The following is an 18,589-nucleotide window of genomic DNA, read 5'->3' on the forward strand; positions in this document are numbered from 1 at the left end:
GATACCTCAAATATGGGAAAGAGGCCTACCGGAGCGTGAGCGTCGTCCAACGACAGCGATTAGGAACAACCTGGCTTCGCTCAAAACCTACTTGAACGAGATCGAGGCGGCGCTGGCGCTGTTCGACTACGCCGGGAAATTGGTCACATACGATGCCGATGTCCGACAGCCAGAAATAGGGCGTTGGCAGTTCATTGCGGCTCGCGACGGAGCGATGCAGCTCTATCACTTTGGACAGGCGCTAAAGGCAATCAACGGTCTTCTCGCCCGCGACCTGTCCATCGCGAAGCACGTTAAAACAAAGCTGTTGCGTGACGCTCAAACGCGGTTCGACACAGCATTTCCACATTGGCACGAAGTTCGTCAGGGCGCGGCCCATCTGGCCGACTTCAGCAAAACGCCGGACCGCGTGTCAGGACATGCCGCGCCGGTCTCTCAGATACCGTTTATTGAGTTTCGGGGCGGGGATCCGAACACGCCCATCTATGCGGCCAATAACCTTCACGGGTGCACCTATTCTTGCACCGTTGAAGGAGAGTTGTCTTTTATGATCTAAACCGCGAGACCGTTGAGGCGCTGATAGCGGTGGCGGAAACGGCCTACGACGCCTTTAAGCCCGTCAGCCGCTACACGTTTGATCTGACCTTTCCGCGCTGTCCAAAAGAGCTTCGGCCACACTTCGAAGATTGAAGTCTCCGCAGAGCGTGATCGACACAAGCTCGTCATCTCCACCGCTAACAACGCCACCGGGGAGAGACCCAGCACGCAACGCTGATCGAAGCGACCGCGCCAACGTCTCAACCTTCTGATTTTCCACCGTTCCCTCGCTGGGTTTGCGAAAGGGAACAATGCCTCCACTCTTGTTGATCATTATTGCATATGCAATGAGTGCATCCGCTCGGCCGCGTCGATTCCAGCTGTGGAGGCTGCCATGTACCGAGCTTATCCCCATCGCCGGGTCACCTCCGACTAGCTCGCCCGTTTCTCCGTGCCGCTTGCCGACTCACTCAGCCGTGCCGCGGCCGAGCTGGCCCTTTTTGCGGGCGTGGGATTCCTGTTGTTCGCGATCAACGACCTCCTCGTGGACGCCATTTATTTCGGGCGCCGGACCTGGCGGTCAGTGACCGTCTACACGCGCCACCAGCGGGCCTATGCGAGTTACTTCGTCTTCAGGAAGGACCCGGCATTCCTCGCCATCCTCGTTCCGGCATGGGACGAGGCGACCGTCATCGCCCCCATGCTGAAGTCCGCGCTCGAGCGCCTCGACTATGACAATTACCGGATCTTCGTCAGCCAGTACCGCAACGATCCGGCGACCGCCGCTGCCATTGCCACAGTGCAGGATGCGCGTGTCGAAGCCGTTACAGTCGACGTCGACGGCCCAACCACCAAGGGCGACTGCCTGAATCACCTTTACGACGCCCTGATCGCCTATGAGATCGACACGGGCCGAGTGGCCGAAGCGATAGTGCTGCACGACGCCGAGGACGTCGTCCATCCTTACGAGCTGCGCATCTTTGACGGCCTTATCGACCGCGCCGCGCTGATCCAGCTGCCGGTGCTGCCTCTGCCCAACCGCCATTCGCGTTGGATCGCCGGCCATTATTGCGACGAGTTCGCCGAAGCTCACAGCAAGGAGCTCGTCGTTCGCGAAGCTGTCGGCGCCGCCATTCCGCTGGCAGGCGTCGCCTGCGCAATTGCACGGAAACCGCTCGCCCAACTCGCTGGCGCCCAGGACGGCAAGCCATTCGCAGGCACCAGCATGACCGAGGATTATGAGCTTGGCCTTCGTCTCGGCGCCCTCGGCTACCGGACGATGTTCGTTCGCATTCCCGCCAAGCCGGGCGAGCGCGGCGTGGTGGCGAGCCGCGGGCATTTCCCGTCCACGCTTGGCGCGGCGGTCCGACAGAAGGCGCGCTGGCTCGGCGGGATCGCTCTTTCAGGCTGGGATCGGCTGGGTTGGAGCGGCGGGCTCGGCGAACGATGGATGCGGATGCGGGACCGGCGAGGTCCCTTGGCCGCTCTGCTTCTGCTGGCGGCATATGCCGCCGCCTTTCTGTGGTCGCAGATCTGGCTCGCGGAAGCGCTCGGCGCTCCCGTCCATACGCGCCTCGATGCCACGCTTGTGGCCTTGCTGACAATCAACGGCTGGTTGCTCGCCTGGCGGATATTCATGCGCGCCTGCTTCACCACGTCCGCTTACGGGCTCGGCGAGGGGCTCTTGTCGATTCCCCGCCTGATCGTCGGCAACGTCATCGCGATGCTCGCTGCCGCCCGCGCCCTCTCCTTGCATGTGGCCGGTGGCGCAACGCGTTGGGGCAAGACGCCCCACGTCTTCCCGCAAGAGATGCCGCGTTGAGGCCGTCGCTGCGTTTTCTCGTACTGGCAGCCTTCGGCTGGGCCGGCATTCGCGCGGCGACCGTTGGCGCACTGCCCGGCAGGGAGTTGTTCGCGATCGAGCCGAGCGAGGCCAAGCCGCCGCCAATCGCTCCGACTGAATTCCCGCCGATGGCGGAATATGAGGCCGAGACTCTCCCGAACCCTTCGGAGCCGCCTTGGCCTGCCACCGTCCCTTGGAGGCAAGGTCCGCAGCCGGTCGCTATCCCGGCTTATTATCTGAGCGCGCCAACCCCAGCGCCGTTGCAGCAAGCCGCCTACACAGCGATTGCACCGACGCCCCAGCCGCTCTTCTATCCGCCTGTGCCTGCGCTGGATGAATGGCCCTTGTCCCGCATCGCGGCGACGTCGATGCCGCCCATGCGGCCAGCATCGCCCGCATAATCCCCAATCGTACTGCAAAGCCGTCCCGTCGCGGCTGGGCCAAAAGCCTTGGACCGCGTCCAGCTCACGAGCTGGGCCCTGTTGCGGGGCCAGAATGGTGCGCTCGGGCCGAGCTCTCTGGGCAGTGTAGGCAATCTCGGGGGCAGCCAGGCCGGAGCACGCCTTTCGTACAATTTCACGCGGCAAATCGCAGCGACCCTCCGGACGACGAGCGATGTCGGGCGCGCGACCGGAGAGGTCGCCGCCGGAGTCCGCGTGCAGCCACTGCAGAGCCTGCCGGTGTGGTTTACGCTCGAACGACGCCAGGCCTTGAGCCGGCTCGGTGGCCGCAACGCCTTCGCCTTGTTCGTGGAAGGGGGCATCTGGCAGCGGCCGCTGCCTCTCGAATTCGCGCTCGACGCCTACCTGCAGGGGGGCGTGGTCGATTTCCGAAACCGTTATCTGTTCGTGGATGGGGGCGCCGCCGTCAGCCGTCCTGTCTACCGCCAATTCAGCGCCGGGTTCGGCGTCTGGGGAGGCGCTCAGCCCGGCGTCTATCGCGTCGATGCCGGACCGCGCATCTCGATGCAGGTCCGGCCCAACGTGCGCGTTCATCTCGACTGGCGGCAGCGGCTTGCCGGCAATGCTGCGCCCGGTTCCGGCCCTGCGGTCACTCTCGCGGGAGATTTCTAACCGCTCGCTTGGCCCTTGCCGTAGTTTGCGGCTAGGCATTCGGGCGGGCCATGGACATCTACCTTCCGATAGCGGGCCAGTCGGTCAACGCGCTCTTCATCGTGCTGCTCGGGCTCGTGGTTGGCGTGCTTTCCGGCATGTTCGGGGTCGGCGGAGGCTTCCTGACCACGCCTTTGCTCATCTTTTACGGCATTCCGCCGACGGTTGCCGTGGCTTCGGCGGCGACGCAGATCACCGGTGCGAGCGTGTCCGGCGTGATGGTGCACATGCGCCGCGGCGGCGTCGACCTGAAGATGGGCGGAGTCATGATTGCCGGCGGGCTTGTCGGCTCGGTGTTCGGCGCGGGCCTTTTCCGGATCCTGCAGGCGAGCGGACAGATCGACGTGGTCATCGGCGGTCTCTACGTGCTGATCCTGGCCTGGATCGGCGGCCTGATGCTGAAGGATGCATTGGTCGCCCTCGGCTACATATCGGGACCGCCCCCGCGGCCGCAGCAAAAGGGCCACAATCGCTGGGTCGCCTCGCTTCCCTATCGATGGCGTTTTTACAGCTCCGGTCTCTACATTTCACCCTTGGCTCCCCTCGCGCTTGGGTTCGGCGCCGGGATGCTGACCGTGCTGTTAGGCATCGGTGGCGGCTTCATCCTCGTCCCCGCGATGATCTACCTGCTCGGCATGGCCGCGCGCGTCGTGATCGGCACCAGCCTCGTCATGATCCTGGCGGTGAGCGCCGCCACGACCCTGGTCCATGCGCTGACGACGCGGTCCGTCGATATTGTGCTAGCGGCCCTGCTCCTGCTCGGCGGCGTCGTCGGCGCCCAATATGGCGCGCTTCTTACCACGCGGATGAAGCCGGACCTGCTTCGCCTCGCGCTCGCTGTGATCATCCTGATTGTCGCTGGGCGCGTCGCTCTCGGCCTGACATGGCGGCCGGACGAGATCTACTCGATCGAGTATCTGTGAGCGGCAAGCGCGCAGCCCTCCTGATCGCCATCACGGCCCCGTTCCTGATGGGGCAGGCAAAGCCTTTGTTGGTCCCCGACATCTCCGCGCGTCGGGTCGAGATTCGCTATACCTTTACCGGTGCTCAGCTGCTCCTGTTCGGAGCGATCGTCTATCCTGGCGGACGCGCACCGAGCCGCCCCGCGGATATCGTGGTCGTGCTCCGAGGCCCGGTGCAACCGATACTCATCCGCGAAAAGCAGAAGATCGCGGGAATTTGGATGAACGCGGATTCCAACCGCTTCCGGTCGGCGCCATCCTTCTACGCAGTCGCGTCGTCAAAGCCCGTTTCAGCGCTCGTCGACGACCGCACCGCCGCGATCTACGAGATGGGCCTCGACAATCTCCAGCTCTCGCCCGGGGGCGGCGCTCTGCCGGAGAAGGAAAGCCGGTTCGAGGCGGGCCTCCTGGATTTGCGTAAGCGGCAGGGACTCTATTCCGAAAATGCGCACGGCGTGGAGATCAACGAAGGCGTGCTGTACCGCGCCACCATCACCATCCCGAGCCAGGTTCCGGTGGGCACCTACACGGCCGAGACGTTCCTGGTGGACAGGGGCAAGGTGCTCGCTGCGGCGACGCGCGACATCCAGATCGACAAGTCGGGATTCGAACGATTCGTCGCGCTCGCCGCGCGCCGGCATCGCTTGATATACGGTCTCGCCGCCGTATTCCTTTCGCTCGCCATGGGCTGGGCGGCGGCGGCTCTCTTCCGCCGCCGAATGTAGGCGGCAGCCCCTGAACTAAGCCTATTTTAACCGCTTACGGGTAAGCCCGGCACCCTGTGTCGAAGTAACGGGGTGGTGAGTAGATGAACGATCAGCCTAACCTGCGTCAGTTCCTCGATGAAATGAGTAATTTCGGTGAGGAAGTGCCCGCGGCCAAGAAGACCGCCAGCGCACCGGCGCTCGCGGCCATTGGCCAGGTGGTTGAGATTGCCGGCTCCGGGTCGCAGATCCGGCTCGACGCGGCCGCGCTGAGCTCGCTGCAATCCCATTCAGACCCCTCGGTCGCTATGTCGGGACAAGTCGGCAGCCAGGTAAAGATGGTCGTCGATGGCAATTGGTTGATCGCGAACGTGCGCACGATGCGCGCTGGAGACGCGGGCGAGGTGATCGCCCACGTCGATTTCCTTGGTGAAGGCACCCGCGATACGTCCGGCACCCTCAGCCAGTTTCGCCGCGGCGTCACGCGCTACCCGATTCCAAGTTCAGAGGTTCTTCCTGTCACGACCGACGATCTTCGCGCCATTTTCGCCGCAAGCGATGAGCCGCACATCGAGATCGGCACCGTCTATCCGACCGACGACATCAGGGGTGCGCTGTACGTCGACCCGATGCTCTCGAAGCATTTCGCCGTGCTGGGCTCGACGGGTACCGGTAAGTCGACGTCGGTCGCTCTGATCCTCCACCGGATCTCCCAGCTTTCGCCCGAGGGTCACATTGTGATGATCGACCCGCACGGGGAATATTCCGCGGCGTTCAAGGGGTGCGGCGAGCTGTTCAACGTGGACAATTTGCAGCTGCCCTACTGGCTCATGAACTTCGAGGAGCATTGCGAGGTTCTGCTGACCACGCACGGCGCCGAACGGCAACGCGATGCCGACATCCTCGCCAAGTGCCTGCTTGCCGCACGCACGAAGGGCAAGGACCTCAGCACGCTCGGCAAGGTCACCGTCGACAGCCCGATCCCGTACCTGCTCACCGATCTCAACGGGATCATCGTCAATGAGATGGGCAAGCTCGACCGTGCCGGCGACACGCTTCCGTTCCAGCGGCTCAAGACCAAGCTGGACGAGCTTCGCGCCGACCCGCGCTATACTTTCATGTTCTCCGGCATGCTTGTCTCGGACTCGATGGGCAGCTTCCTTGCCAAGCTCTTCCGCCTGCCGAGTCACGGAAAGCCGATCTCGATCGTCGACGTTTCCGGCGTTCCGTCAGAAGTCACGTCGGTGGTGGTTTCGGTGCTCGCTCGAATGGTGTTCGACTACGCAATCTGGTCGCGGACCGAGGCACAGCGCCCGCTCCTCCTGGTCTGCGAAGAGGCGCACCGTTACGTGCCCAAGAATGAAACGGGCGAAGGCCAGTCCGTCCGCCGCATCCTCGAGCGGATCGCCAAGGAAGGCCGTAAGTACGGCGTCAGCCTGGGCCTGATTACGCAGCGCCCGTCGGACCTCGCCGAGGGCGTGCTCTCGCAGTGCGGCACCATCGTTTCGATGCGCTTGAACAACGACCGCGACCAGGCGTGCGTGCGGGCAGCGATGCCCGAGGGCGCGCGCGGCTTCCTCGACGCCATCCCCGCGCTCCGCAACCGCGAATGCATCGTCTGCGGTGAGGGTGTCGCCATTCCGATCCGCGTGCGCTTCGACGACCTCGAGCCTGAGAAGCGCCCGGCTTCGTCAGACCCGAGCTTTGCCCGCCTTTGGCGCGAGACAGGCGACGAAGAGGGCATCATCCAGCGCACGATCAAGCGCTGGCGCGGCCACGGACGCTGAGTTCCGGCTGGCTTCGCGTCGGCTAGAACCGGCTCCAGATCTCGATCGCGCTTGCGACCAGCAGGAACGCAGCAACCGCCAATATGACAATCTGCGTCAGCTGCTGCTTGCGTCGAGTGACGGTCGTCTCCGCTTCCTCCGCGGTCGTCGTCGCCAGTGCAGCGCGGCGCTGGAGCTCACGGCTCGCTGCGTAAAACCATTCGCCGCCCTGCACGCCGCGGCTGACGACCGACTTCAACTCCTCCGAGGAAAGGCTTTCCCAGGAGACGTCGCTCGTTCCCACCTCGGAATCGGCGGCATTCTCTCCCGGATGCGTAAGGGTCCCTGTCCCGGTCATCGCTGGCTTCCTTCACTTTCAGCGAAAGGAAAGCGCACCACAAAGCGGCCCATGGCCGCCGGGCCTCAAAGCGTGCGAGGCCGTGCCATTATATCCCGTTCTGGGACATAAGTGCAGTGCCGTTACGATTCCGCCCGTCACGCGCACCATTTCCTGAATCGATCAGGGAAACGCCTGACTGACAGGGGCGGGCGAGAATCGAACTATATGGACCATGATTGCGCTTGATCGAATTCGCGAAGCGGTGGTTGTCGCTTTGATTGCGATCCTCGTGGGCTTGGCCGTCTACAGCTTCCTGGGATTTGCCTGGACGGTGAAGACCGCGGTGGAAACAACGCAGAAGCTGCGGCACTCATCGCCGATGCGCTGAGCGGGCCTAGCCCTTCCTCACGCCTACACTGAGGAGCGCCTTCAGGCGCGCCTTCACCGCGTTCACAACGCCCACATCGACTGTCTGCACGCTCGTGAAATGCACGCCAAGCGGATTGATCGGCGTTCCATCGCGCAGCACCTCATAATGGAGGTGAGGGCCCGTAGAGAGGCCTGACGAGCCGACGTAGCCGATGACCTGGCCGGCATGTACGAAGCTGCCGGGTTGCGCGAGAATGCTGCTCATGTGCGAATAACTGGTCACGAGCCCACCGCCGTGCGCGATCCGCACCTGGCGCCCGTAGCCGCCGGACCAGCCGGCCCGGACAACCTGGCCGTCCGCGGTCGCAACGATCGGGCTTCCCCAGCTTGCGCCGAAGTCCACGCCCGCGTGGAAGCGGGTGAAGCGCAGGATCGGATGTATGCGATTGCCGAAGTAAGATGTGATGCGCCCATTGACGGGGGCCATCGGCCCGCTGGAGATGGTGGTTGGCCGCTCCGCCGCTGCCGCGTCGATCCATTGATCTCGGCCGCCGCGGTTCCAGCGGACGAGCTGGAGGTCTGAAGTGCCGGCACGATCCAGTCCCGCGTAAAGCAGGGGCCGCTCCGTTCCTCCACCAAGGACGAGGTCGAACCGGTCGCCGATCGCTACCTCGCCGACATCGATCTCGGTCGCCAGTGCGGAAAGATATTGCGCCGCAGCGGCGGGCGAGGCTCCGGCCGCCCTTAGCGACCAGTAGAGACCGTCACCGACCTCGCCCCTGATTCGCGAAGGGCCGCTATGCAGCACCGGTGGGGGCGCAGGAACGGGAACGGGCGCTGCCGCAGTGCGCTTGGGCACGTACGCCACCGGTTCAGCCGCGGGCGTGGCATCCATGCGGAGCCCCGTCCTGCCGCCGGCGGAAAGTGGTGCGATCGCCAGGGCGTGCCATTCATGCCCGGCGCCGCGCTCGATATCCGATACGCTCGGAAGCGATGCCCAGGCGACGCCGCTGCAAATAAGCGCCAGGGCGCCCACCGCCTTCCAGCCGGGGTTCGGCAAGGCATAAGGCAGCGCACGGCTGGCAGCCGTTCGGCGGCCGAAGGGCCGCAGTGCGCTCTCTTGCCGCGTCAACACGCCCCCGTGATCGCTAAACGAGGTTAAAACCCACTTAAATCTGCGACAAAAGGAACCTTGCGCCCGGCCAAAGCGCTGCCACATTCAACGAGTCATGGCGCCGCGTTCAGACGCACCGGTTCGGGCCATCCTGGGCCCGACCAACACGGGGAAGACACATCTCGCGATCGAGCGGATGTGCGGCCACTCCTCGGGCGTCATCGGTTTTCCGCTCCGGCTTCTCGCTCGCGAGGTCTACGACCGTGTCGTCGCGATGAAGGGCGAGAAGCAGGTGGCGCTGCTGACGGGCGAGGAGCGCATCGTCCCGCCGCAGGCCCGCTATTTCCTGTGCACGGCCGAATCCATGCCGGTCTCGGGCGGCGACACTCATCATGATGGTGAGATGCAGCGCGACTTCGCTTTCGCGGCGATCGACGAAGCGCAGCTCGGCATCGATCCCGAGCGTGGCCACGTGTTCACGGACCGCATGCTTCGCGCGCGCGGCCGTGAGGAGACGCTCATCCTCGGTTCCGACACGCTGAAGCCGATCATCCGCCATCTGCTCCACGACGCCGAGATCGTCAGCCGCCCGCGCTTCTCGACCCTGCGTTACGCCGGGGGCGTCAAGCTTTCGCGGCTGCCGCCGAGGTCCGCGGTCGTCGCCTTCTCAGCCGAGCAGGTTTACGCCCTTGCCGAGATGCTGCGCCGGTTCCGCGGGGGCGCCGCAGTCGTCATGGGCGCCCTTTCGCCCGCGACGCGCAATGCGCAGGTCGCGATGTTCCAGCGCGGTGAGGTCGACTATCTCGTCGCCACCGACGCCATCGGCATGGGCCTCAACATGGACGTGACCCATGTCGCCTTCGCGGGTCTCGAGAAGTTCGATGGGCGGCGCGACCGCCGCCTGACGATCGCCGAAATGGCCCAGATCGCCGGCCGCGCGGGACGGCATCAGAAAGACGGGACGTTCGGCACGCTCGGCCTCAATGAAGAGGGCGCCGGCTTCAGCGACGAAGAGATCGATGCGATCGAGGAACACCGCTTCCGACCGCTCGACTTCGTCTACTGGCGAAACGCCGACCTCGATTTCACCGACGTTGCGACGCTGATCTCGAGCCTGGAGCGCAAGAGCGACGATCCGCTGCTACGGCCGGCGCCCCAGGCGATCGATCTCGCCGTGCTCAGGCATATCGCCGAGGATCCGGCCATCCGCGCACGCAAGGGGGCGCAGGCACGGCGCTTGTGGGCCGCCTGCGGCCTCCCCGATTTCCGGAAAGTGGGCCCGATGCACCATGCGCGCATGGTGCGGCGCGTGTTCAGCTACATCGGCGAGGGCGGTCACGTGCCGCACGAATGGTTTGCGGCCGAGGTAGCGCGGCTCGACAACGTCAGCGGCGATATCGAGGCGCTGGCCGACCGCCTGGCCGGGATTCGCAGCTGGGCCTACATCGCCCATCGCGCCGACTGGCTGCAGGAACCGGCGAAGTGGGCCGAGCGGACGCGCGAAGTCGAGGCGCGCCTGTCGGATGCATTGCACGAGCGCCTCACCCAGCGCTTCGTGGACCGGCGCACGGCCGTCCTCGTGCGCGACATCGGCGCGCGCGGCGCCGATGCGTTGCCGGTCACGGTCGCCGCCGACGGCGAGGTGAGCGTCGGCCCTGAGCCGATCGGCCATCTCAGCGGCTTCGACTTCCGCGTCGATCCGAATGCCCGCCTCGCCGACAAGCGGCTGCTCCTGGCGGCTGCCGAGCGGCGGCTGGGCGATGAGCTCGACCGCCGGGCCAGGGAACTTGCCGACGCTCCCGACGAGGCCTTCACCATGGTCGCCGAAGACAGCGGGGGCCTTGGGGTCGCCTGGCAAGGCCATGTGCTCGCTCGATTGGCTCCGGGCCGCTCGCTGCTGGAGCCGGCGCTCCGCACGGCGCGGTCGCTCGACCGCTTGTCGGCATCCAGCCGGGCAGCGCTCCGCCAGCGCCTGGAGCGGTGGCTGGATGTCCAGATCGAGCGGCACCTCGTTCCGCTGAAGCGACTCGCCGCGGCCGCAGGCGATCCGGCCAGCACTCCCGGCGTCCGGGCGCTGGCGGCAATGCTGGCCGATGCGGGAGGCCTGCTCGCTCGCAAGGCGATGATCGGCGCGATCTCGCATCTCGAGCATGCGGACCGTCAGGCGCTGCACCGGCTTCGCGTCCGCTTGGGACCCCTGGACGTCTTTGTGCCGGCGCTACTGAAACCCGCGGCACAGCACTGGCGCGCGGCGCTCGTCGCGATCCGAAGCGGTCAGCCGATGCCAAAGCTTCCGCCTCCCGGCGCGGCGACTTTGACTTCCGAGGCCGACCCGCGCGGCGCCGCTTTGTCCTATCGGCGGCTGGGCCGCGGGTGGATCCGCATCGATTTGGCCGACCGGCTGGCGAGCCATGCGCGCAAGGTGCGCTCTGCGGGCGGCGACGACCCCGTCGACGTTCAGCTCGCCACCTCCATCGGCCTCGATGAGCAGGCGATCGCATTGCTGATGAATGAGATCGGCTTCACCCGGGCAGGCGATGCATGGCGGTGGCGTGGCCGTCGCGAACGCCACCACGACCGCCGCGCAGCGCCGTCCCACGCCTTCGCAGAGCTCGCCAAGCTGAAGAAGTGAGGATCGACCGCTACCTCCATTGCATCCGACTGGTGAAAAGCCGCACGCTCGCCCAGGCAGTGATCGACGAAGGGCACGTCCGGCTCAACGGTCACCGAGTGCTCAAGCCGAGCGAGGAGGTGCGGGTGGGCAGCACCATCGCCCTTCCGCTGCACGGCCAGGTCCGGGTCCTTCGCGTCCTCGCGCTGCCGGAACGGCGCGGCCCCGCTCCAGAGGCGAGGTCTTGTTACGAAGAGCTGGGAATTGACGAGGGCAGCGCTGCCTCTTAGCGATTTTCCAAAGGGAGCTGCACTCAATGACCTACGTCGTCACCGACGCCTGCATCCGCTGCAAATATATGGACTGCGTGGAGGTGTGCCCGGTCGATTGCTTCTACGAGGGCGAGAACATGCTCGTCATCAATCCGAACGAATGCATCGACTGCGGCGTGTGCGAGCCCGAATGCCCGGCCGAAGCGATCCTGCCCGACACCGAAGGCGGGCTGGAAAAATGGCTCGAGCTCAACACCACCTTTTCCGCGCAATGGCCAAACATCACGCGCAAGAAGGACAGCCCCGCGGACGCCGATGAGCACAAGGGCGAAGAGGGCAAGTACGATAAATATTTCACGCCTGACCCGGGCCAGGGCGACTGACCGCTTCTCAGCGCTGAATCGTGAACGTGTAGCTTAGGCCGAGTCCGCCCGACAGTTGGTCGCGGGAGCCGAGCTCGCGGACGATCGGGGATTTCGCGGCATCGCCGATCAGGCGCTCGTAGCGCGCGAAGCCGAACATGCCGAAACGGTCGCTGAACTGGTAGGACAAACCACTCGCGACGCCCGCGGCGTGCAGCCCTCCGCCGGGCCGATAGGCTGGCAGTCCAGATGCCGTCGAAGCCTCGGTGTCGACGCCGAAATAGGCTCGCTGATATTTGGCGTCGGAGAATGAAATGCGCGGGCCGACCGAGAAGACATATTTGTCGCCGTCGCGCCAGATCTTGTCGATGCTCAGGCCGCCGACCACGCCCTCGTGACCGCCGATGCCCTTGCGCACGTCGCCCCTCAGGCGAATCGATTGCGTCGGCAAAAATTGGGCGAAGACTCCGGCCTCGAACGTCGTCGGTACCTTTCCGACCGGAGCACCCACGTCGGATTCCTTTCGCTTCCATTCGACATGAGCAGTCGGACCAGCAGAGAAGGTATCGCTCGAAATCAGCGCGATCCCGAATTTGTCGTCGGGCGCCTCGAAGTGAAACGGCTTCGTCCCCCTGGCGATGTCGATATCCCACAGCGGCGCGATCTGGGTGTTGTCGGAACCCAGATATTCAGGCCGCAGCTGAGCGCCCAGCCCCACGCGCACGCGAAGATCGTTGCTGTCCTGCGCGATTGCGGCGCTGGAGGCGAAGGCGAGCAAGATTGCGAACGGGGCTGGCTTCATCTGGGGCGTAACCGCCTTCAGCGGACTTGGTTGCAGGACCGTAAGGCTCAGCGCCGCTTCAGCAACTCCTCGACGATCAGATCGGCGGCCTGGTCGGCGGTCATCTCGGTCGTGTCGATGCGGATTTCCGGACTTTCCGGCTCTTCATACGGGCTGTCGATTCCGGTGAAGTTCTTTAGCTCTCCGGCGCGCGCCTTGGCGTAGAGTCCCTTGGTGTCGCGCTTCTCCGCATCGGCCAAAGGCGTGTCGACGAAGATCTCGTAGAACTCGCCCTCTGGGATCATGCGACGCACCATGTGCCGCTCGGCGCGGAACGGCGAGATGAAGGCCGTGAGCACGATCAGGCCGGCATCCGACATCAGCCGCGCGACCTCGCCGACGCGGCGAATGTTCTCGATGCGGTCCGCCTCGGTGAAGCCCAGGTCGCGGTTCAGCCCGTGGCGGATATTGTCGCCGTCGAGCAGGAAGGTGTGCCGGCCGCGCGCCGCCAGCTTCTTCTCGACGATGTTCGCGATCGTTGACTTGCCCGCCCCCGACAGACCCGTGAACCAGAGAACCGCAGGCTTTTGCCCTTTCAGATGAGCATGAGTCTCGCGGCTGACATCGAGGTGCTGGCGATGGATGTTGAGCGAGCGCCGCAACGCGAAGTGCAGCATGCCGCATCCGACGGTCGCGTTGGTGAGCTTGTCGACCAGGATGAAGCCGCCCAGCGCCTTGTTCGGGCTTCCGCCCTCGACCGAATAGGGCTCGAACACGATCTCCCGGTCGGTTGCGATTTCCGCCACGCCGATGCCGTTCAGGCCAAGCGTCGGCGCCGCGAGATGCTCGAGGCTGTTGACGTTGACCTCATATTTCGGGTGCTGGACCATCGCGGTGACGGTCTGCGTCCCGATCTTCATCCAATAGCCGCGGCCGGGCAGGAGCTCATCCTCGGCCATCCACACGATTGTCGCTTCGAACTGATCGGCGGCTTCGGACGGGTCTCCGGCGGCAGCGATAACGTCGCCGCGCGAACAGTCGATCTCGTCCTCGAACGTCAGCGTGACCGACTGGCCGGCGACCGCCTCGTCGAGATCGCCATCGAGGGTGACAACCCTTTCGATGCGGGTGACGCGCCCGGACGGGAGGACCCGCACCTCGGCCCCAGGACCGATGGAGCCTGACGCGATCTGCCCGGAGAAACCGCGGAAATGCTGATTGGGACGGTTGACCCATTGCACCGGCATCCGGAACGCCTTCTCGGCATCGGCGGATGCGTCGAGCGGTACGCTGTCGAGATGCTCGAGCAATGTGGGGCCCGAATACCAGGAGGTCGCATCGCTGCGGCTCATGATATTGTCGCCGTTCAGTCCGGACACGGGGATCGCGACCCATTCGGCGATCCCGATCTTCCCAGCGAAGCCGGCATAGTCCGCGCAGATCGCGTCGAACGCGGCCTGATCGTAATCGACCAGGTCCATCTTGTTCACCGCCAGCACGAAGCGGCGAATCCCGACCAGCTGCGCGAGATAGGAATGCCGCCGCGTTTGGGTCAGGACGCCCTTGCGCGCATCGACCAGCAGCACGGCAAGGTCGGCGGTCGACGCGCCCGTCACCATGTTTCGCGTATATTGCTCGTGACCCGGCGTATCGGCGACGATGAACTTGCGCCGCGCGCTGGTGAAGAAGCGATAGGCGACGTCGATCGTGATACCCTGCTCGCGCTCCGCCGACAGGCCGTCGACCAGCAAAGCGAAGTCGATCTTCTCGCCCTGTGTACCGTGCCGCTTGCTGTCGCTTTCAAGCGCCGCGAGCTGATCGTCGAAGATCTGCTTGCTCTCGTAGAGCAGCCGCCCGATCAAGGTGGACTTGCCGTCGTCGACGCTGCCGCAGGTGATGAACCGCAGCAGCTCCTTGGCTTCCTGCTGTGCGAGCCAGGCGCGAACGTCGGTCCGGATAAGCTCCTGTTCGGAATCGAGCGGCCGGGACATCAGAAATATCCCTCCTGCTTCTTCTTCTCCATGCTGGCGCTTCCGGCATCGCGGTCGATTGCGCGGCCTTGCCGTTCCGACGTGGTCGTAAGCAGCATCTCGGCGACGATTTCCTCGATCGTCGAGGCGTCGCTCTCGATCGCTCCGGAGAGCGGGTAACAGCCCAGGGTGCGGAAGCGGACTTTGCGTATCGTCGGCTCCGCGCCGTCGAGGCGAAAGCGCTCGTCGTCGACCATCAGCAGCAGTCCGTCGCGCTCGACGACGGGTCGCTCGGCCGCGAAATAAAGCGGCACGATCTCGATCTTTTCCCTCAGGATATATTGCCAGACGTCGAGCTCGGTCCAGTTCGAGAGCGGGAAGACCCTCATGCTCTCGCCCTTGTTCTTCCTGACGTTGTAAAGGGACCAAAGCTCGGGGCGCTGCCGTTTCGGGTCCCACCGATGGTTGCGGTCGCGGAAGCTGAAGATTCGCTCCTTGGCCCGGCTCTTCTCCTCGTCGCGGCGAGCCCCTCCGAACGCTGCGTCGAAAGCATGCGCGTCAAGCGCCTGCTTGAGCCCTTCCGTCTTCCACATGTCGGTGTGGAGCGGCCCGTGGTCGAAGGGATTGATCCCTTTCTCCTGGGCCTCAGGGTTCTTGTAGACGATCAGCTTGATTGCCGGGTCCGCGGCGACCTTGTCGCGTAGTGCGTACATGTCGCGGAACTTCCAGGTCGTATCGACGTGGAGCAAGGGGAACGGCAGCGGGCCCGGGAAGAACGCCTTCTTCGCCAGGTGCAGCATGACGGCCGAGTCCTTGCCGATCGAATAGAGCATCACCGGCTTGTCGGCCTCTGCGACCGTTTCGCGCATGATGTGAATGCTCTCGGCCTCGAGCCGATCGAGATGCGTCAGTGAACGCACGTTTGCTTCCGATTTCCCCGCTTCAGCGAGCGGCTGGCGAAGGCTTCATCCCTGCCGGCCGCTCCACCAATTCAGGCGTTCTCTTTCGCCTTTGATTTCGACTTCTTCGGCTCCGCGGCCTTTTCCGCTTTTGCTGCGGATTTGCGGGCCGGCTTCCCTGGGACCGAGGATTCGATCGCGTCGACCAGCGGCTGCAGGCCCGTGCCATATTTCTTCCAGCGCTGCACCGAAGTCTTGTAAATCGGCTTGCGCACCTGGGCGACGCTCGCCGTCTTCACCGGGCGGTCGGACTTGTGGAAATCGACGCACTTGTCGTTCCACGGCAAGCCGAGGAAGTCGATCAGGCGACGCGCCTGCCCTTCGGTGTCAGCGACCACCTCCTCATACTGGACGGTGATCAGCGTCCCCTCGGGAAGCACCTTCTCCCAATGGTTCATGATCTCGATATACTTGCCGTAATAGCGGCCGAGCTCGCCCAGGTCGTAGCTGTGCGGCATGTCGTCCTTGAACAGCTTGGTGAAGCCGGACAGGCAAGTGTCTACCGGATCGCGACGGGTGTGGATGATCTTCGCCTTCGGGAAGAGAAGGTTGATCAAGCCGACGAAGAAATAGTTCGTCAGCAGCTTGTCGGTGATGCGCTTCGCATCGCCGGCGCCGGCGGAAAGAGCCTGCTGGTAGCTCTTGGCGGCCAGCTCGAGCTGCGCCGGCGTGATCTTCTCGATCATCTGCGGGAACTTAGGCAGCGACGGGAAACGGTCGCGCAGCTGGCCTAGCGCGCGGCTCAGATACTTGACCTCACCGGCTCCGTAGACGTCCGGGTGGCTGGAGAGGATCTGCTCGACGAGAGTCGAACCGGAACGCGGCATTCCGACGATGAAGGTTGGGCGATCGTCGTCCGATCCCTCCCACTTGCGGTTCTCGAAGACCTCCTTCGGGAAGGAGGCACGGATGCTGTCGAAGAAGCCGAAGGTCTCGCTTTCGGTATAGTTGAGCTGGGCACGCTTCATGCGCCCGCCCGTGATGTAATGTTCGAGCGCCTTCTCGTGCTGGCCGCGATCCTCGAGCGCTTTCGCATAAGCGAAGTGGAGAGCGAGGAACTGGTCGGCTTCCGGGTTTTTGACCGATTCGAAGATCGCTTCCATCCGCCCGAACAGCTCGTCGCCGATCCCTTCGGAGAAATCGACGAGGTCGTTGAGGTTCGCATATGCGCCGTACATCGCGTCGTTGAGTTTCAGCGCCTTGAGAATGTACTCGCGCGCCTCTTCAAGGCGCCCCATGGATTTGAGCGCGACGCCGTAGAAATTGAGCGCCTCCGGCGAATCCGGACGGCTCTTTAGGGCGCGCTCGAGCACTTCCAGCGCCTCGTCGTAGCGGTCGGTCTCGTGGAGGACCTGGCCGAGGATCGTCAGCGCCTCCGCATTCTCCGGCTCCTGCTTCAGCACCATGCGGGCCGCGCCCTCGGCCGGCCCGTGCGCATTGCGCCGGTTCTGGATGCGGGACGTGATCAGCAAAGTCTGGATGCTGTTGGGAGCGATCTTCAGCGCCTCGCCGAGGATGCGGAGCGCCTCCACCTCCTGCTTTTGCGCGGCCAGAAGCTGCGCCAGGTTGTTGTGCGCTTCGATATATTTGGGGTTCTGCTGGATGGCCTTCCGGAGAGCGTGCTCGGCCTCTTCGAGCCGCTTGTCCTGCTGGAGCAGCGTGCCGAGGTTGTTGTAGGCTTCGGGATAGTTGGCGCGAACGACCAGCGCGTCCTGATACGCCTGGATCGCCGCGTCGATGTCGCCCGTCATCCGGTGCGCATTGCCCAGGTTGTTGAGGGCCTCGCTCATTTGCGGCCGGATCGCGAGCGCCCGCTGATAATAATCGACGGCGTCCTTGAAGCGCCTCTGCTCGTACCGGATGATGCCGAGATTGTTCAGGGCCTGGGCATTGTCCGGGTCGAGCCGCACAGCTGCTTCGAGCGCCTGCTCCGCTTCGTCGAGCCGGTTGTTCTGGCGCAGGATCTCACCGAGGTTCGCATGATAGCTCGGTGCCTGGGCGTTCAGCTTGATCGCCCGGCGGAGCGAAGCGATCGCTTCATCGGCATTGCCCAGCGCGGCAAGGGTGACGCCGAGGATGTTGTGCGCGTCGGCATTCGCGGGCCGCGCCTGGATGATTTGCCGGCAAACGCGTTGCGCCTGCGCATATTGGCGGCGCGTGTAGAGCTGTCCCGCCATCTCGACGGCCTTGACGGGCGACACGTTCACGCGTCCGGCCTGCGCCTTGGCGATCGCCTCGTCGACATTCTCCACACGCTGCGATCCCGGGGCGCGACGGGGCGCCGATTGGCCCTGTTGAGGGGGACGCATCCCGCCGACGTTTTGCGCCCGCTTCGGGGCATTGCTGGTCTTGCTGTTGCTCATGGCCGTTCTTTTAGCTGGAAGTGTCGGCAGATAAAGGCTTTTGGCGCCGCAATCCGCCCCCCGAGTCCACCTTAGACACCGGCGCGCGGAACGACAGCCCCAAAAAGAAAGAAGAGGGAATTTCTTCCCTCTTCTCCCTTCAATCGAATGTTCCGGCTGAGGCGGCGAGCGTCAGGCGACGCTCACCATCTCATCGGCTGCCTTACTTGCCGCGCTCTGGCGCCGGTGGCGGCGGCGGAGGCGGAGGCGGCGGTGCCGGGCAGGTGTCCGTCGCCAGGATCACCGAGCCGTCAGCGCAGGTCTGCGTGGCCGGCGGCGGCGGCGGAGGCGGAGGCGGCGGCGGCGGCGGCGGCGGAGCCGCGTGGCCACCCAGCGGCACCACGATGCGGAAGTTGCCCGCATGGCTGTGGACGTCGCTGGCGAATTCGCCCTCGTAACCAAGCCGCAGATCGACCGGTCCGACCTTTCCGCCGACGCTCAGGCCGGCGAGGAGGGTCCCGCGCTTCTCGCTCGACGACACGATG

Annotated in this window: 16 protein-coding genes and 2 pseudogenes; 11 read left to right on the forward strand and 7 right to left on the reverse strand. The window is 64.7% G+C overall.

Going from position 1 to position 18,589, the window contains the following annotated elements:
* Positions 1–91: 91 nt before the first annotated feature.
* The 7 genes from LZ538_RS04525 (at position 92) to LZ538_RS04555 (ending at position 6,945) form a co-directional block, all read left to right on the forward strand.
* Entirely contained in the window at positions 92–556 is a 465-nt protein-coding gene (locus LZ538_RS04525; RefSeq protein WP_249830790.1) for a hypothetical protein, read from the forward strand.
* 432 nt (positions 557–988) lie between these two features.
* The gene (locus LZ538_RS04530) at positions 989–2,359 is read left to right on the forward strand and encodes a glycosyl transferase family protein (protein ID WP_249830791.1); all 1,371 of its coding nucleotides are present in this window, start codon (positions 989–991) and stop codon (positions 2,357–2,359) included.
* Positions 2,356–2,781, forward strand: a complete 426-nt coding sequence (locus LZ538_RS04535; RefSeq protein WP_249830792.1) for a hypothetical protein — start codon at positions 2,356–2,358, stop codon at positions 2,779–2,781. Before LZ538_RS04530 ends, LZ538_RS04535 begins: the two co-directional genes overlap by 4 nt.
* Before the next feature lie 48 nt (positions 2,782–2,829).
* A complete protein-coding gene (locus LZ538_RS04540; RefSeq protein WP_249830793.1) occupies positions 2,830–3,453 on the forward strand; it encodes a hypothetical protein in 624 nt (207 codons plus the stop codon).
* Between the two features lie 50 nt (positions 3,454–3,503).
* Positions 3,504–4,415 carry a sulfite exporter TauE/SafE family protein gene (locus LZ538_RS04545; protein ID WP_249830794.1) on the forward strand — a complete coding sequence of 304 codons (912 nt, stop codon included), beginning with the start codon at positions 3,504–3,506 and terminating at the stop codon, positions 4,413–4,415.
* 47 nt (positions 4,416–4,462) lie between these two features.
* Complete coding sequence (locus LZ538_RS04550; protein ID WP_249830843.1) at positions 4,463–5,179, forward strand: TIGR02186 family protein; 717 nt, start codon at positions 4,463–4,465, stop codon at positions 5,177–5,179.
* An 83-nt stretch (positions 5,180–5,262) separates the two neighbouring features.
* Positions 5,263–6,945 carry an ATP-binding protein gene (locus LZ538_RS04555; protein WP_430741943.1) on the forward strand — a complete coding sequence of 561 codons (1,683 nt, stop codon included), beginning with the start codon at positions 5,263–5,265 and terminating at the stop codon, positions 6,943–6,945.
* 22 nt (positions 6,946–6,967) lie between these two features.
* On the opposite strand, the gene LZ538_RS04560 is transcribed toward LZ538_RS04555, so the two are convergent.
* A complete protein-coding gene (locus LZ538_RS04560) occupies positions 6,968–7,282 on the reverse strand; it encodes a hypothetical protein (RefSeq protein ID WP_249830795.1) in 315 nt (104 codons plus the stop codon).
* Positions 7,283–7,496: 214 nt separating this feature from the next.
* Here LZ538_RS04560 and LZ538_RS04565 point away from each other — a divergent pair, with 214 nt between their 5' ends.
* Positions 7,497–7,652 carry a hypothetical protein gene (locus tag LZ538_RS04565; protein ID WP_249830796.1) on the forward strand — a complete coding sequence of 52 codons (156 nt, stop codon included), beginning with the start codon at positions 7,497–7,499 and terminating at the stop codon, positions 7,650–7,652.
* 6 nt (positions 7,653–7,658) lie between these two features.
* Here the strand turns inward: LZ538_RS04565 and LZ538_RS04570 are convergent, their stop codons facing one another.
* Positions 7,659–8,765 carry a M23 family metallopeptidase gene (locus tag LZ538_RS04570; protein WP_249830797.1) on the reverse strand — a complete coding sequence of 369 codons (1,107 nt, stop codon included), beginning with the start codon at positions 8,763–8,765 and terminating at the stop codon, positions 7,659–7,661.
* A 97-nt stretch (positions 8,766–8,862) separates the two neighbouring features.
* On the opposite strand from LZ538_RS04570, the gene LZ538_RS04575 reads away from it, so the two are divergent.
* The 3 genes from LZ538_RS04575 to fdxA are packed head-to-tail and all read left to right on the forward strand — an operon-like array spanning position 8,863 to position 12,013.
* Complete coding sequence (locus LZ538_RS04575; RefSeq protein ID WP_249830798.1) at positions 8,863–11,379, forward strand: helicase-related protein; 2,517 nt, start codon at positions 8,863–8,865, stop codon at positions 11,377–11,379.
* Entirely contained in the window at positions 11,376–11,648 is a 273-nt protein-coding gene (locus LZ538_RS04580; protein WP_249830799.1) for an RNA-binding S4 domain-containing protein, read from the forward strand. Before LZ538_RS04575 ends, LZ538_RS04580 begins: the two co-directional genes overlap by 4 nt.
* Before the next feature lie 26 nt (positions 11,649–11,674).
* Positions 11,675–12,013: a ferredoxin FdxA gene (gene fdxA, locus LZ538_RS04585; RefSeq protein WP_249830800.1), complete on the forward strand. Its 339-nt coding sequence runs from the start codon at positions 11,675–11,677 to the stop codon at positions 12,011–12,013.
* Between the two features lie 7 nt (positions 12,014–12,020).
* Here the strand turns inward: fdxA and LZ538_RS04590 are convergent, their stop codons facing one another.
* The 5 genes and pseudogenes from LZ538_RS04590 to LZ538_RS04610 form a co-directional block, all read right to left on the reverse strand.
* Positions 12,021–12,794, reverse strand: coding sequence for a MipA/OmpV family protein (locus LZ538_RS04590; protein WP_249830801.1), 774 nt, complete (start codon positions 12,792–12,794; stop codon positions 12,021–12,023).
* A 47-nt stretch (positions 12,795–12,841) separates the two neighbouring features.
* Positions 12,842–14,764, reverse strand: a complete 1,923-nt coding sequence (gene cysN, locus LZ538_RS04595; protein WP_249830802.1) for a sulfate adenylyltransferase subunit CysN — start codon at positions 14,762–14,764, stop codon at positions 12,842–12,844.
* Positions 14,764–15,684 (reverse strand): annotated as a pseudogene (gene cysD / locus LZ538_RS04600) (sulfate adenylyltransferase subunit CysD); the annotation flags it as partial. The pseudogene cysD and the gene cysN, both read right to left, overlap by 1 nt.
* A 50-nt stretch (positions 15,685–15,734) precedes the next feature.
* On the reverse strand, positions 15,735–18,065 hold the full coding sequence (locus LZ538_RS04605) for a tetratricopeptide repeat-containing sulfotransferase family protein (RefSeq protein ID WP_249830804.1): 2,331 nt from the start codon (positions 18,063–18,065) through the stop codon (positions 15,735–15,737).
* 202 nt (positions 18,066–18,267) lie between these two features.
* Positions 18,268–18,589, reverse strand: a pseudogene (locus tag LZ538_RS04610) (hypothetical protein); the annotation flags it as partial.

It is taken from the genome of Sphingomonas hankyongi, assembly GCF_023516575.1.
Lineage (GTDB): Bacteria > Pseudomonadota > Alphaproteobacteria > Sphingomonadales > Sphingomonadaceae > Sphingomicrobium > Sphingomicrobium hankyongi.